This is a genomic window from Kaistia algarum (assembly GCF_026343945.1).
Lineage (GTDB): Bacteria > Pseudomonadota > Alphaproteobacteria > Rhizobiales > Kaistiaceae > Kaistia > Kaistia algarum.
Map to the genome: position 1 here is coordinate 22,973 of NZ_JAPKNJ010000001.1, position 14,212 is coordinate 37,184.

Below are 14,212 nucleotides of genomic sequence, written 5' to 3' on the forward strand. Positions count from 1 at the left end.
ATAGCGTGCCAATATGACGGTTTCGTCATGGCTCGGCAAAGGCGAAGCGAAGGGACCTCGGTTTAGAGTGGAAGTTCGGGTTCCAGCCCGAAGTCGCGATCGAGAATCTGAGAGGCGAGCTGCCGCGTGATCGGCCTGCCAGCCGCCAACGCCGCCTCGTCGAGCGCCGCCACAAGGCGGTTGGCCGCATCGAAGGAACGCTCCATGCGCCGGGAAATATAGGGTACGAGGCTGGGATCGATGCCGAGCTGGCGGTCGGAAAACAGTTTCACCAGCACGCGCTGCAACAGATCGTCGTCGGGGGCGCTGAGCTCCACGGGCAGGACAGCGCGGAGGCGCGAGGCGAGGTCGGGCAGTTTCAGACCAAGACTCGATGGCGCCTCGCGGCTGGTGATCAGCAGGAAGGCGCTCCGTTCCCGGACGCGGTTGATCAGGTGAAACAGCGCCGCTTCATCGACGCCGCCCCGGTCGAGGCCCTCGACGAGCACGCGGCCCGTCGCCAGAAGCCTGTCAATGTCCACCTCATGCAGCGTCGACGCCTCGATCTCCGCCGCGGCGCTGGCTTCCTTCCATATCCGGGCGAGATGCGTCTTGCCGGACCCCGCCGGTCCGACGAGCAGCACGACGTGGTTCGGCCACTGGGGAAAGCGGTCGATCAGGGTCGCCGCGGCCTCGTTGGCAGCGCCGGTCAGGAAGTCGGCGCGTGTCATCTGAGGACTATGCGGCAGGCTCAGGGCAAGCTGGTGCGTGGCGCTATTCATCGTCTTCTATGGCGGTCCTGCCACGATAGATGGGGCTCGTCAGGTAGCGCGCCAACATGAACCGCATAAGGACGGCGATCGCCGCGGTCGCCGGGACGGCGATCAGGAGGCCGATGAAGCCGAACAACACGCCGAAGGCGAAGAGACCGAACATCAACCAGACCGGATGCAGGCCGACGCTGCGCCCGACGAGGCGCGGCTGCAAGATATTGCCCTCGAAGAACTGCCCGGTGACGAAGATGCCAACGGTAACCGCAACCCAGGGCCATTCCGGCCAGAACTGCACGATGGCCACGCCGACCGCGACGACGAACCCGACCGTCGAGCCGACATAAGGAATAAAACTGAGCATGCCGGCGCCAAAGCCGATCAGCAGCCCGAAATTCAGCCCGAGTATGGCGAGGGACAGGCCATAAAAGGTGCCGAGTATGATGCAAAGCAGGCCCTGACCGCGAACAAAGCCGGCGACTGCCGAATCGATATCGCGGGCGATCATCCGGACAGTCTCGACATGATCGCGCGGCAGCCAGCTATCGATGCGGGCGATCATCCGGTCCCAGTCGACCAGCAGGTAGAAGGCGACGACCGGCGTCACGACCAGCAGCGAGATAATGTCGATAAGGGCCGAACCGCCGCTCCAGATCGATTGTAGCAGCGTCGTGAGCCAGCTCGCGCCCTGGCTCATGATCTGGCCCATGGAGGCCTTCAGCTGCTCCTGATCGATGCTGAACAGCTGTCCGAAGCGCGTATTGTTCAGGAACGACGTGAAGAAATGCTGCAGTTGCTGGGCATAGGTCGGGATCTTCTCGATGAAGGCCGCCAGCTGATTGGCGAGAATCGGCACCAGCACCACGAAGCCGACCACCAGCACCAGGACGAAAATCACGAGGATGACCAGCGAGGCGGCCATGCGGCTGAGACCGCGGCGCTCGAACCAGTCGGCGATCGGATCCAGCGCATAGGCAGCCGCCATGCCCGCGATGAACGGCAGCAGAATCGTCCGGAAAACGAAGAGAAAAAGGAGAAAGATCAGCGCGGTGCCGAGCCAGAAGCCGATCTGTCGCTGCAAATTCACGGCGCGGCTTTCCTTGGCGTCTCAATCGGCGGCCCCCATCGGGCCTGTTTTCAGATAGGACCAGCGCCGGATGGCGGTCAAGTCGCGGAATCCGGTCCGGTTCCGGCCTCAAGGGCGATTTCCGGTTGACGCCGGCCCTCCCGGCATGATCCTCCCTCCCCAGCGAAACCGGAACGCCCCGATGACCGACAGGACGCCCGCCCCGAACGCCCTCCGTTATGCCGATGCGGGTGTCGACATCGACGCTGGCAACCGGCTCGTGGACATGATCAAGCCGCTGGTGAAGGCAACGCGCCGGCCGGGCGCCGATGCGGAGATCGGCGGCTTCGGCGGATTGTTCGACCTGAAGGCCGCTGGCTATACCGACCCGCTGCTCGTCGCCGCCAATGACGGGGTCGGCACCAAGCTGAAAGTGGCGATCGACACCGGCATCCACGATACAGTCGGCATCGACCTGGTCGCCATGTGCGTCAATGACCTCATCGTCCAGGGCGCCGAGCCCTTGTTTTTCCTCGATTATTTCGCGACCGGCAAGCTGGACCCGGCCGAGGCGGCAATCGTCGTCGCCGGCATCGCGGAAGGCTGCCGCCTCGCGGGCGCCGCGCTGATCGGCGGCGAGACCGCGGAAATGCCCGGGCTCTACAAGGAAGGCGACTATGACCTCGCCGGCTTTGCCGTCGGCGCCGTCGAGCGCGCCGGGCTGTTGCCGCGCGGCGATGTTGCCGAGGGTGACGTGCTGCTCGGTCTCGGCTCGTCGGGCGTCCATTCCAACGGCTTCTCGCTGGTGCGCCGTATCGTCGAGCTCTCCGGAGCGGATTATGCGGCGCCGGCACCGTTCGACGCGGAACGCTCGCTCGGCCGCGCCTTGCTGGCGCCGACGCGGATCTATGTGAGGCCGCTGCTCGCCGCGATCCGAAAGACGAGCGCGATCAAGGCGATGGCGCATATCACCGGCGGCGGCTTCATCGACAATATTCCGCGCGTCCTGCCCGATCACCTCGCCGCAGCCGTCGATCTCGACGCCGTCACGCCGCCGCCGGTATTCGGCTGGCTGGCCCGCGAAGGCGGGGTCGAAACGCGCGAGATGCTGCGCACGTTCAATTGCGGCGTCGGCATGATCGTCGTGGTTGAGCCCGATGCCGCCGATGCTGTGGCTGAGATCCTCAGCGCCGAGGGCGAGAGTGTGATGCGGCTCGGCAGCCTCGTGCGCCGCGAGGGCGAGGGCGTCGTCTTCTCCGGGACGCTGGCGCTGTGAAACGCAAGGTCGGCATTCTCATCTCGGGGCGCGGCAGCAACATGTCGGCGCTGATCGAGGCCGCGGCCGACCCGGACTATCCCGCTGACATCGCTCTGGTTCTCTCCAACCGTCCCGATGCCGGCGGGCTCGATCGCGCCCGCGAGGCGGGGCTGCAGACCGCCGTTGTCGACCACAAGGCCTATCCCGACCGCGCCAGCTTCGACGCGGCCGTCGATGCGCGGCTGCGCGAGGCCGGGGTCGAGATCGTCTGTCTGGCCGGCTTCATGCGCCTGCTGACGCCGGGATTCGTCGAAGGCTGGCGCAACCGGATGATCAACATCCACCCGTCGCTGCTGCCGCTTTTCCCCGGTCTCCACACCCATCAGCGGGCCATCGACGCGGGGATGCGGCTTGCCGGCTGCACGGTGCATTTCGTGCGGCCCGAGATGGACACCGGCCCGATCATTGCCCAGGCGGCGGTACCGATCGCGCCGAACGACACCGAAGAAACCCTGTCTAAACGGATACTGAGCGCCGAGCACCGGATCTACCCGCTGGCGCTGGCCCTGCTCGCCGGCAATCTGCTGCGCGTCGAGGGTGAACGGGCCGTGATCGACGGCGCCCTGCCGGTTGACCTTTCCGGCATGGTCGCGGCGCCGGAGTTCGAGGGTTAAATTTCTCGACGATTGGCTCCAGCCCGCCTACTTACCGCGAAGGTCAGATGGCGTTCCGTTCCATATTTTTTCTGGGAAATACTTCTTTCGATCATATTCATCATAAAATAATGTTCCGTGAATTCCCTGAGCTTTCGCTTTCGGAATTTCTTGGGTCCACATTCTTTCGAAGATCTCATCTAAAGCAGATATATCATCTCTTTTAAGAATATCCTCGATGAATTCGATTTCAAATTTTTCTGAAAATATAGCCGAAAAATCGTTGTCCGTTACCTGATAGACAGGGAACCGACAGTCTAGTCCGTCGTCTATCACCATTATGTTCTTCATCGGTCTCTACCCAGCTGCATGTAACGGCTGCGAAGGCATTCGAATTCTAGACCAGGAACTGGCCGCCGCTCGCGTCGATGCATTCGCCGGTGACCCAGCGGGCATCGTCGGAAGCCAGAAACGCAACGATATCCGCGACATCGGCCGGCTCGCCGACGCGAGCGAACACCGAGCGCGCCGAAGCGATGCGGGCGCCCTCCTCGCTGTCGACCCAGGCGCTCATGTCGGAGCGGATGATTCCCGGCAGAACCGCGTTGACCGTGATACCGCGCGGGCCGAATTCCTTGGCAAAGGAAAGCGTCAGGTGGTTGAGGCCCGCCTTCGTCATGCCGTAGAGCATGGCGCTGGGCAGCGCCATTTTCGAAAGACCAGACGAGACGTTCACGATCCGCCCGCCCGATTTCATCCTGACCGACAATTTCTGGATCAGGAAGAACGGCGCCCTCAGATTGACGGCGACCAGCCCATCGAAGCTTGACTCGCCTGCCTCCGGCCCATCGGGGAGCAGATGGCCGGCATTGTTGACGAGGATATCCAGCACCTCGCCGCCGCCGATCTGGTCTTCGATCTGCGAAACGATGGCGTCGATGTTTGCAATGTCCGACAGATCTCCGGAGACGAGGAACGGGCGGATGCCAAAGCCCGCGATCTCTTCTGCGAGCGCCTCGGCAGCATCCCGGCTGCGCGCATAGTGCAGCACCAGCCGCGCGCCGTCCTTCGCCAGGCGCAGCGCGATCGCCCGGCCGATCCCGCGCGAGGCGCCGGTGACCAGCGCCGTCTTCCCCGTCAATTTACCCATGATTTCAATGCCTTAAAGAGCGCGGATCCAGACCTTGGTGTCATGCACGGCCGCCCCGCCGAACGGCGCGACCGGGTCGGCACCGGTCAAGCTATTGATTCCATTGCCGTCTTCGAAGGCGCTATTGGCCCATATGCCTTCGGAAATGACGACGCCGCGCTTCAGCCCGTCGAAATAGCGCGCATGCAGGCGCACCGTTCCGCGCTCATTGCCGATCGCCACCAGGCCGCCATTGGCGATATCGAGGCTCGCGGCGTCGTCGGAATGGATCATCAGCTCCGGCCGACCCTCCTTGGCGATCGATCCGGGCGTCTCGTTGAAGGTCGAATTCAGGAAGGAACGCGATGGCGAGGTGGCGAGGCGGAAGGGATGCGTCGCGTCGGCCGATTCGATCGCGCCCCAATGGTCCGGGAATTCCGGCATGCTCGCCACCGGACCGACCGCGCCGTAATTCTCGGTACGGACCGCCGTCCAGTCGACGCGGAAATGATACTTGCCGTCGGGATGGCCAAAGCCGTCGAGGAAGTGCGCGCGCTCGAACGGCGTCTGGCAATCGATCCAGCGATTTTCCTCCAGCGAAGCCAGCGTGCCCCGGCCGGAGGTGCGCAGCATGTCGTCGATCAGCTCGCGCTCGCTCATCTCGAAGCCGGGATGGGTCAGCCCCAGCCGGCGGGCGAGGCCGGTGATCACCTGGTGGTTGGTGCGGCAGCCTTCCGGAGGGTCGACCTGCTTGCCGCCGAAGATGATGTATTGGTGTCCGCCGCCCTTGTAGATGTCGTCATGCTCCAGGAACATGGTCGCCGGCAGGACGATATCGGCCATCTTCGCGGTATCGGTCATGATCTGCTCATGCACGGCGACGAACAGGTCCTCGCGCGCGAAACCCTGCTTGACCAGGGTCTGGTCGGGGCAGATCGACACCGGGTTGGTGTTCTGGATCAGCATCGCTGTGACCGGCGGCCCGCCCTTCAGCGCGTCGGCATCGCCGGTCAGGATATGGGCGGTGCGCGACTGGTCGAGCTGGCGCACATTCGGGTCGAGCTTGTCATTGCCCTCAATCGCCGTGGCATCGAGATGGAAGATGCCACTGTTCGAATGAAACGCGCCGCCGCCCTCATATTGCCAGGCACCGCTGACCGTGGGGATCGACAGCACGGCATGCATCGCCACCGCGCCGTTGCGCTGGCGCGAGAAGCCATAACCGATGCGGAAGAAGGTCCGCTTCGTCGTGCCGATCAGCCGGGCGAAACTCTCGATCTCCTCGACCGAAAGCCCGGTGATCGCGGCTGCCCATTGCGGCGTCTTCGTCTGGAGATGCGCTTCCAGTTCGGCCGGTGCGTCGGCATAGCGCTCCAGATAGGCGCGGTCGGCGAGGCCGTCGCGGAAGAGAACATGCATGATCGCGCAGGCCAGAGCGCCATCGGTGCCCGGCCGCAGGCAGAGCGCGATGTCGGCCTGCTTCATCGTTTCGTTCTGGTAGATATCGATGGCGACGATCTTCGCGCCGCGTTCCTTGCGGGCGCGGATCGCGTGGGTCATGACATTGACCTGCGTCGCCACCGCATTGGTGCCCCAGAGCACGACGAGATCGGATTTCGCCATTTCGCGCGGATCGACGCCGGCGATCCGCCCGGCCCCGGCGATATAGCCGGTCCAGGCCATATTGACGCAGATCGTGCCGTAAAAGCCGGAATAGCGCTTCTCATGGCGCAGCCGGTTGATGCCGTCGCGCTGCACGAGGCCCATCGTCCCGGCATAATAATAGGGCCACACGGTCTCGGCGCCGAGCCGCGCCTCCGCCTTCACGAAGGCTTCCGCAATCTCGTCCAGCGCATCGTCCCACGAGATCGGCGCCCACTCGCCGGCGCCCTTTTCGCCTTTGCGTCTAAGAGGTTGCGTCAAACGGTTCGGATTATGAATCCGCTCCGCATAGCGCGCGACCTTGGCGCATATGACGCCGGCCGTATAATCATTGTCCTTCGCCCCCCGAACCCGCCCGATCCTTTTCCCGTCCAGCACCTCGACATCGAGCGCGCAGGTGGACGGGCAATCATGCGGGCAGGCCGAATGGCCGATACGAAGGGGAACATGCTGGTTCATGGGCGCGTGGGGCTCGCTGGTGGTGCGAGAGAGTTATGGCGCGATGCGGGAGGGGTGTCGAGGGCGGGATTTCGTCGTCTGGAAGATTGGGCGTCCTTAGTCAGGCTGGAAGACGTATTAAAACTCTGCAGAAAGCAGTGTTGGATAAAACCGATAGTAATTCTTATAGCTATCGATAAACTCGGCAATTGCAATGCCAGACGCGGCGTCAAACCCAAGCCCGGCAACAATCGTCGCAACGTCTTTTGCAACAACCTCGCGTTCGAGAAACAGGCGCTCACGAATGGTCAAGTCGGGTACAACCAGTTTATGAATTTGGTCCCAGCGACTTGATCCGAACGGCCATGATTGTAGGTCCAAGCGTTGGATCAGCTCATCCTCTTCCGATCGCCGTACCACTACTCCAGTCATTGACAGCATCTGAGCACCATCGGCGTAACGAACAACTGAGAGTGGCCTAAAGGTGCTCTCGTGCGTCGGCGGAAATGCTTTCAAAGCGGCGGCCGCAAACGAGGCCGATAGCACTCTTGGCAATTCTTCTGCAGTCATCTCATCGGCGACTGTTCTAGACGGAAGATACTCTCTGATTCTCTGTCGGAGAACATCGAATTGCTTTTTCCGCCTCTCTTCCACTGAAATAATCGAACCGCTAGGCTTTTCGATCAGTTCGTGCGGATGGGCGTTGACGGTTACACGTACGATATCGCCGGGCGCCAACTTGTCCAAAAGTGACTGGAATTCCCGGATTTGCTCACCGATTTTCTTCGGATCAGTATAGTCTAGCCATACAATAACTCCCTTTGCATCAGCGAATCCGCACTCTTCCAGTATTTGGTCGATCGAATCAACTACGGCGCTAGACGTCTTCTCCAAGCAGCGGCAATTGCCGATAGGCTTGTTGAACCGTGCTCTCGCTACTATCGAGTCTTCGGTGTCGAACGAAATGAGGCGCACGATGCCGAGGATTCTATGAATCAGCTTGTGATCTTCAAGTGGATAGGCGCCCATGCTGAGATAGGCATAATCCATTAGTGGAGTCCACCTTTCAAAGCGTCCAAGTAGGTCGATGAATATCCGTCGATCGACTGCTTTGTGTGGACGAAGGTGGTAAGGGATCGCGGAGCCGCTCAAAGGACACCGTCCTTCGCGGACTTCACCGCCCGATCGAAAGACTCCTTCCCCACCTCACCGGGCTTGGGCGACTGGTCTTCACCGAAGTATTTCTTCGCAAGTAGCGCAACATCTGCTTTTGCCGCCTCATACTTGACTACGACGTGCGTCTTTTCTTCGACAGGTTCGGGGTAGTTCGGCTCATACCGTCTCATCGTCGGCAATTTGCGGATTGGAGTGAGAGCCACGGTAGACGGCATCGATCGAAGCGTCGGCAGATCAACGTACTCGCTGGCTCGATAGATGGATTCCAGCTTATCGGGGAATTTTTTCCAGCGATTGGTAAACGAAGTAAGGCTCTTCGTCGCCTCCCTCATCAAATCCTTTGCTTCAGAATAGACGTTGGAGGCTGCATCGATACCACGCTTTGTTGTGGTTAGTGGAAGTTGTTTCGGGTTTTCGCATTTCATCAGGACGATACCTGTGATAGCAATGAACTGCCCGTGGTAATTTGGAACTGTTGCCTCGCCCCAACCGGTGAGTCTTGTCTTGTCCTTCCAAATCACTACTCGATCATTGCAGGCAACCGTCCACCCGGCGTCATCCGTCGTTCCGCGGGTCTCCTCCTCGGTGTCAGCCTCTTCTGCCGTCAACAGTTCACGATAGAGGCCAGCGTAGATCTCCACGTCTACTTCTCCAAGTTTGCCGAAGTAGACGTAAGGCGCAATCCGCCTTCCTCCGTCCTCCGCCGTTTGCAGAAGTCGGAATGGTTCCGGAACGATCGCCCGCGGCTGATCGCGACCGTTCCCGACGAGCACGGAGAAGCCCTTCTCTAAAATTATCGAATAGTGCTGAGATATCGTTCTGCAAAAATCGTCGATCCACTCGGGCTCGCTAAACGATGCCGACACTTCAGGATTGAGCGTCATCACCGTTATAGATGTCCCTCTGTTCGGCAGCCTCCCTTCCTGCAATTCGTGGACTGGCAAGTCCGTCCACCCCTCAGTCGTCATCCACTGAGAAGTGAATTCGACGGTGAAGCCGGTGTCGGACCATGACTCGACCAATGCATCGGTGCCCAACTTGAAGATGGCCCTCTTCATACCGATCCCGTACATGCCGACTGTGGCCGATGTCGTCTCGCTCTCAGCACCCTCAGGCTTACCCATGGCGAAGGCATATCTCTTGGCCGTCTCAATCGGGATGCCGCCACAATTGTCAACGATCTGGAAATGGTCCGACGCCAAGAGGACGGTGGCATGGAAGCCCTCATATGGTCTTGCAGCCGTCTGATCCGGGCTCGCTGACCTAAGGATTCCGTCGACGCAATTATCTAAAAGGTCGAGAATCGCGTCCCGCAGTTCGATGTCTCGAGTGAGCATGCTCACGAAGAACTGTTTCGTGGGCGATGCGAAGGCATCTCCTATCTTTGGGGTATCTTGGGTCAAGATTCAGTGCGCCCCGCGCTTGACTCATGGATCGGGCGTCGACTGAATTCCACAAATCGGGTATCACCGCCCTGCGATTCATATTCGACCCAAGGTTACATCGGTGCAAGCTCCACCTCGCATGGTCGACCTTTTTTGTGGTTGTGGCGGACTCGCGCTCGGCGCGCGGGCCTCTGGCTTCGGCGCCGAACTTGCTTTCGATATCGACGCGATTCTCTCGTCATCCTTCAAACACAACTTTCCGGACTCCAGGTTGCAATTGGGAAATCTGGCCGAAGCCCACGGCAGAGACATTAAGGCCATGGCAGGCGGCGAAATTATAGGTGTCTTCGGCGGACCGCCGTGCCAAGCATTCAGCGACATAGGGCATCGAAAGCTCGACGATCCACGCAGAGACTTGCTCGACGTCTTCTTCCGACTCGTCGCCGAGATCGAGCCTGCCTTCTTTGTCATGGAGAATGTAAGAGGCCTAGGATATTCGGATTCTAAACCCGTACTTGATAAGGCTCTCGACCGAGTTGCAGAACGTTACGAGCTTGTTGGGCCACTGTTGCTCGACGCCGCCAACTATGGTGCCGCCACGCGGCGACGGCGACTGTTTGTGATCGGGTATGATCCCACACGCTGCGACCCTTTGATGGCCGAGGACCTGGCTCGGGCGGAATTGCCAGCGGTGACCGTCAAAGACGCAATTTGGGACCTCCACGATGCCACTGAGGTCGGGATCGTCGATGGCTTCGACACATGGCGTCTGGAAAGCAGTGAAGCCAATGGCTATCGCTCTGCGCTAATCTCGAAAGATCGACTATTTACTGGTCATCGTCCAACCATTCACACTTCGGCGGTCGTGGAGCGGTTTCTCAAGGTTGAGCAGGGCGAGGTAGACATCGTTGGCCGCCATCCGCGACTCCATTGGGATAGACAGTGCCCAACGCTCCGAGCGGGAACTGGAAGCGATCGAGGGTCGTTCCAATCAGTGAGGCCCATTCATCCCGACGAGCCTAGAGTCATTTCGGTTCGAGAAGCCGCTAGACTTCAGGGCTTTCCGGATCATTTTCGCTTCCACCCCACCATTTGGCATTCATTTCGAATGATCGGAAACAGCGTTTCGCCTCCGATGTCTAGGGCGATATTTTCACTACTGGCCTCTCGCACGGAGATGCCGCAGGCTGCGATCGCAGCAGAGTAGAACCGCTATGGCCATTTCCGTCCGTCTGCTGGACTCTTGCGATCCTCCTGTTACCGACCTTACGCGAAAGATAATGCAGCGAGTGGGGAGTCGCGACACCCGCCCGGAGCTCGTCGTTCGTCGCGCGCTTCATGCAGCGGGCTTCCGGTTCCGATTGCATGACCGGAGCCTTCCAGGCACCCCAGACATCGTCTTGGCGCGTTGGCGAACTGCCATATTCGTTCACGGCTGTTTTTGGCATCGTCACGAGGGATGTCGTTATTCGGGCATGCCAAAAACGAGGACGGACTTCTGGTCGATGAAGTTCGACCGAAATGTCGAAAGAGATCGAGCCAACCGGAAGGAGCTACAGGCTGCCGGATGGTGCGTCGTCGAAGTCTGGGAATGCGAAATTAAACGACGCACATTCTTAGAACCGTTGTTGAGCCGCATACGATCGGCGGGAATCGAGGTCCAGTAAGGCACCCGGTCTCGATTTTGATCAGAATCACTTGCGGACGACGCGGGGGCTAGGGCCGCAAAGTGGTGCGAGGACGACGGTTTTGTTCTACCCGCGCAACCGCTCCGCCCACTTCCCCACCTCATCCCCGCTGCCCAGATCCGCCTGCACCAGCCCGTCGACCATGAAGGTCGGCGACACGTGGATGCCGTTTTGGCGGGAGTATTTGGCGTGCCACTTGATCTCTTTTTCGAGTTCGCGGGCCGCATAGGCGTCCCAGAGGGGGATGCCGCTATAGGCGATGAGGCGGTCGATGATCTGGCGCGGGGTGGCGTCGAGATTGGCGCCGCCGAAATGGTGGTCGAACTCGAATTCCTCGCGGTGCGCGGCGATGGCGGCGAGCACGGTTCGGGCCGTCTCCTTGCCGCCGGGGAGCGACGAGGCGGCGAGGACGCAGCGCACCAAGAGGCCCGAGAGCATGTGCCAGGGCTGCGAGACGAAGCGCAGCTTCACCGTGATCTTGTCCTCGCCGGCGGCCTCCAGCAGTGCGTCGACCTTGGCGAAGGCGCGGCAGGAATAGGGGCAGGTCGGCTCCAGGAACATCTCGAAGACGCGAGGCCCATGGCCGAAGGTCAGCGGATCGGCGCGGAAGGCGGAAAGCGTCATGTCGTGGCTCCTGAGATCGGCAAGATGGGCGGGAAAATGGTTCGGGGCGGATGTCGCGCCACCATGGCGCAGATGCGTTCCGGCTGGAAGCCGTCCGGCGCGGAGGGGGTGTCGCGGGCGCGGTTCAGGCTCGGATTTCGGCGGGCACGGTGCGGAAGGCCAGTTCGCTGCCATCCTCCAGTCCGTCGACGGCGTGCCGGTTGCGGCCCTTCGCCTTCGCCGCATAGAGCGCGCTGTCGGCGGCGGCGTTGAGCGCGTCGCCCGACTGGCCTTCCCGCCACTGCGCCGCGCCGATCGACAGGGTGAGCGGGATGCTCTTCTCCGCGACGACGAGCGGGACGGCGCGGACGGCGCCGACCAGCGCCGCGGCCATGGCGCCGGCAATTTCGGCGGTGGCGTCCGGCAGGACGACGCAGAATTCATCGCCGCCGGTGCGCGCCATCATGTCGCCGGGGCGCAGGCGGGCCGAAGAGGTGCGCGCGACATGGGCGATGCCGGCATCGCCCGCCTGATGGCCATGGCGGTCGTTCAGCCGCTTGAGGTCGTCCAGATCGACGACGAGCAGCGACAGCGGCCGTCCACTTGCGCTCGCGGCGGCGATTTCGGCATCAAGCCGCTCGGTCAGCGCCCGGCGATTGGGCAGGCCGGTCAGTTCATCGAGCAGTGCCTGGCGCTCAAGGCGGGAATAGAGCCAGTCGACAACCATCAGCATCAATCCGAAATTCCAGACAAGACCCGAGAAGACGACAACAAGAATCGCCACCGGTTCGATCCGGCCATAGATGTCTCGCGGCAGAAGGCCCATCAAAACGAGCGCGTTGCCGGCGAATTCGACGACATGGGCAAGAATCGCGATCGCCAGGGCGCCCGTGGCAAGGCGCGTGCCCACCACGCGGCGGCCGGGGGCGCGGCGCAGATCGACGATGCAGGCGACGAGCGGAATGGACTGCGCCAGCGCATAGACGATGTTGCGCCGCGTATAGTCTGGGTCGACGGGGGAAAGCGGCAGAAGCACAGCCGCCGTCACCAGGAGGAGCACGGCGATGGCCAGCCAGGGAGCCGGCCGCTCCTCGAAGCGACGTATGCCGGCCCAATATAGCGAGAAGGCAAGCGCGACCATGAGGTTGCCCGCGAAGATCGCCACCGTCTCGTCGACAATCGACGCCGCAGCCAGCGTCAGGCCGCTTACCACCAGAGTGAGGCTGGCTATCGACCAGATGCCGGCGGCACTCAGGCGCTCGTAAGCGTGGTAGGAAACGCCCCAGACGATCGCCAGCAAGGCTGAGTTCAACAGGATGACGACGTAAAGAGTCGTAAAGTCCAGCGCCATGTGGCCTTGCCTTCCCGCGTCCTCCGACGCGCTGTCAGCCAAAACGTCCCTGCCCCAAATTCGATGCTAATTGCAGGAAGGGCGGCGCTGCGTAAACCCTGAATGGTAGGGAGTACCTAACAAATCTGCGCCTGCGCCTTCCGGCGGGCCCGGCGAGGCTGTAGGAAGCTCTCATGAATTACCGCCACGCCTATCACGCCGGAAACTTCGCCGATGTCGTCAAGCACGCGACGCTGGCGCTTCTCATCGACCGCCTGAAGGCGAAGGAGAAACCGTTCCGGGTCATCGACACCCATGCAGGCATCGGCCTCTACGATCTGGCCGGGCCGCTCGCGGCCAAGACCGACGAATGGCACCAGGGCATCGGCAAGCTGCTCGGGCCGGATATGAAGCCGGTCGCGCTGACGCGCCGCCTGTCCGAGGCGTTGGCGCCCTATCTGTTCGCGGTCCGGGCGGCCAATCCGGACGGGCGGCTGCGCTTCTATCCTGGCTCGCCGATGATCGCACGTACGCTGCTGCGAGGGAGCGACCGGCTCACGGCGACGGAGCTGCATCCGGATGATTATCGCCAGCTCGGCGAGTGCTTCGCCGGCGATATCCAGGTGAAGGCGATCGAGCTCGACGGCTGGCTGGCGCTCGGCTCCTTCGTGCCGCCCAAGGAGCGGCGTGGCCTGGTGCTCGTCGATCCGCCCTATGAGCAGGGCGACGAGTTCAAGGCGTTGGCCGAAGGCTTCGAGAAGGCCTATCGACGCTGGCCGACCGGCATCTACGCGCTCTGGTATCCGGTCAAGGAGATCGGCGCGGTCAAGAACTTCGTCAAGCATCTCTCCGACAGCGGCATTCCCCGCCTGCTGGGCGCCGAACTCTGGGTGCGCGAACGCGCCACCGAAGGCCGCTTCAACGGCACCGGCCTCATCCTGTGCAACCCGCCCTACCAGCTCGACAAGACGCTGGACGACATGCTCACCGGCCTCGCCCCGATCCTCGGCGAAGATGACAAGGCCGGGCGGCGGGTGTGGTGGATCCGGGGCGAAGCGTAGAAGGCAGCCTATTC

Annotated in this window: 14 protein-coding genes; 5 read left to right on the plus strand and 9 right to left on the minus strand. The window is 61.7% G+C overall.

All coding sequences use genetic code 11. The annotated features are described in order from the left end of the window. Positions 1 to 62 precede the first annotated feature (62 nt). Positions 63 to 761 (minus strand): P-loop NTPase family protein, encoded by a 699-nt coding sequence (locus OSH05_RS00100; protein WP_104218261.1) that lies wholly within the window; start codon positions 759 to 761, stop codon positions 63 to 65. Further along, positions 754 to 1,836 carry an AI-2E family transporter gene (locus OSH05_RS00105; RefSeq protein ID WP_104218262.1) on the minus strand — a complete coding sequence of 361 codons (1,083 nt, stop codon included), beginning with the start codon at positions 1,834 to 1,836 and terminating at the stop codon, positions 754 to 756. The genes OSH05_RS00100 and OSH05_RS00105 overlap by 8 nt, the downstream gene beginning before the upstream one ends. A gap of 181 nt (positions 1,837 to 2,017) precedes the next feature. Here OSH05_RS00105 and purM point away from each other — a divergent pair, with 181 nt between their 5' ends. Next, positions 2,018 to 3,091, plus strand: a complete 1,074-nt coding sequence (gene purM / locus OSH05_RS00110) for a phosphoribosylformylglycinamidine cyclo-ligase (protein ID WP_104218263.1) — start codon at positions 2,018 to 2,020, stop codon at positions 3,089 to 3,091. After that, positions 3,088 to 3,747 (plus strand): phosphoribosylglycinamide formyltransferase, encoded by a 660-nt coding sequence (gene purN, locus OSH05_RS00115; protein WP_266351994.1) that lies wholly within the window; start codon positions 3,088 to 3,090, stop codon positions 3,745 to 3,747. Before purM ends, purN begins: the two co-directional genes overlap by 4 nt. A 27-nt stretch (positions 3,748 to 3,774) precedes the next feature. Here the strand turns inward: purN and OSH05_RS00120 are convergent, their stop codons facing one another. From OSH05_RS00120 to OSH05_RS00140, 5 genes are all read right to left on the minus strand, one after another. Next, on the minus strand, positions 3,775 to 4,065 hold the full coding sequence (locus OSH05_RS00120; RefSeq protein ID WP_104218264.1) for a hypothetical protein: 291 nt from the start codon (positions 4,063 to 4,065) through the stop codon (positions 3,775 to 3,777). Positions 4,066 to 4,123: 58 nt separating this feature from the next. After that, positions 4,124 to 4,876: an SDR family NAD(P)-dependent oxidoreductase gene (locus tag OSH05_RS00125; RefSeq protein ID WP_104218265.1), complete on the minus strand. Its 753-nt coding sequence runs from the start codon at positions 4,874 to 4,876 to the stop codon at positions 4,124 to 4,126. A gap of 12 nt (positions 4,877 to 4,888) precedes the next feature. Continuing rightward, positions 4,889 to 6,976 carry a molybdopterin oxidoreductase family protein gene (locus OSH05_RS00130; protein WP_104218266.1) on the minus strand — a complete coding sequence of 696 codons (2,088 nt, stop codon included), beginning with the start codon at positions 6,974 to 6,976 and terminating at the stop codon, positions 4,889 to 4,891. Positions 6,977 to 7,093: 117 nt separating this feature from the next. After that, the gene (locus OSH05_RS00135) at positions 7,094 to 8,107 is read right to left on the minus strand and encodes an O-methyltransferase (RefSeq protein ID WP_323181306.1); all 1,014 of its coding nucleotides are present in this window, start codon (positions 8,105 to 8,107) and stop codon (positions 7,094 to 7,096) included. Continuing rightward, positions 8,104 to 9,534: an ATP-binding protein gene (locus OSH05_RS00140; protein ID WP_133163070.1), complete on the minus strand. Its 1,431-nt coding sequence runs from the start codon at positions 9,532 to 9,534 to the stop codon at positions 8,104 to 8,106. The genes OSH05_RS00135 and OSH05_RS00140 overlap by 4 nt, the downstream gene beginning before the upstream one ends. 121 nt (positions 9,535 to 9,655) lie before the next feature. On the opposite strand from OSH05_RS00140, the gene OSH05_RS00145 reads away from it, so the two are divergent. Further along, positions 9,656 to 10,723, plus strand: a complete 1,068-nt coding sequence (locus OSH05_RS00145; protein WP_104218269.1) for a DNA cytosine methyltransferase — start codon at positions 9,656 to 9,658, stop codon at positions 10,721 to 10,723. Positions 10,724 to 10,796: 73 nt separating this feature from the next. Then, positions 10,797 to 11,183 (plus strand): very short patch repair endonuclease, encoded by a 387-nt coding sequence (locus OSH05_RS00150; protein ID WP_104218786.1) that lies wholly within the window; start codon positions 10,797 to 10,799, stop codon positions 11,181 to 11,183. 87 nt (positions 11,184 to 11,270) lie between these two features. On the opposite strand, the gene OSH05_RS00155 is transcribed toward OSH05_RS00150, so the two are convergent. Then, positions 11,271 to 11,828, minus strand: coding sequence for a DsbA family protein (locus OSH05_RS00155; protein WP_104218270.1), 558 nt, complete (start codon positions 11,826 to 11,828; stop codon positions 11,271 to 11,273). 124 nt (positions 11,829 to 11,952) lie between these two features. Further along, on the minus strand, positions 11,953 to 13,158 hold the full coding sequence (locus OSH05_RS00160; protein ID WP_104218271.1) for a GGDEF domain-containing protein: 1,206 nt from the start codon (positions 13,156 to 13,158) through the stop codon (positions 11,953 to 11,955). A 173-nt stretch (positions 13,159 to 13,331) separates the two neighbouring features. On the opposite strand from OSH05_RS00160, the gene OSH05_RS00165 reads away from it, so the two are divergent. Then, complete coding sequence (locus OSH05_RS00165; protein ID WP_104218272.1) at positions 13,332 to 14,198, plus strand: 23S rRNA (adenine(2030)-N(6))-methyltransferase RlmJ; 867 nt, start codon at positions 13,332 to 13,334, stop codon at positions 14,196 to 14,198. Positions 14,199 to 14,212: the final 14 nt, after the last annotated feature.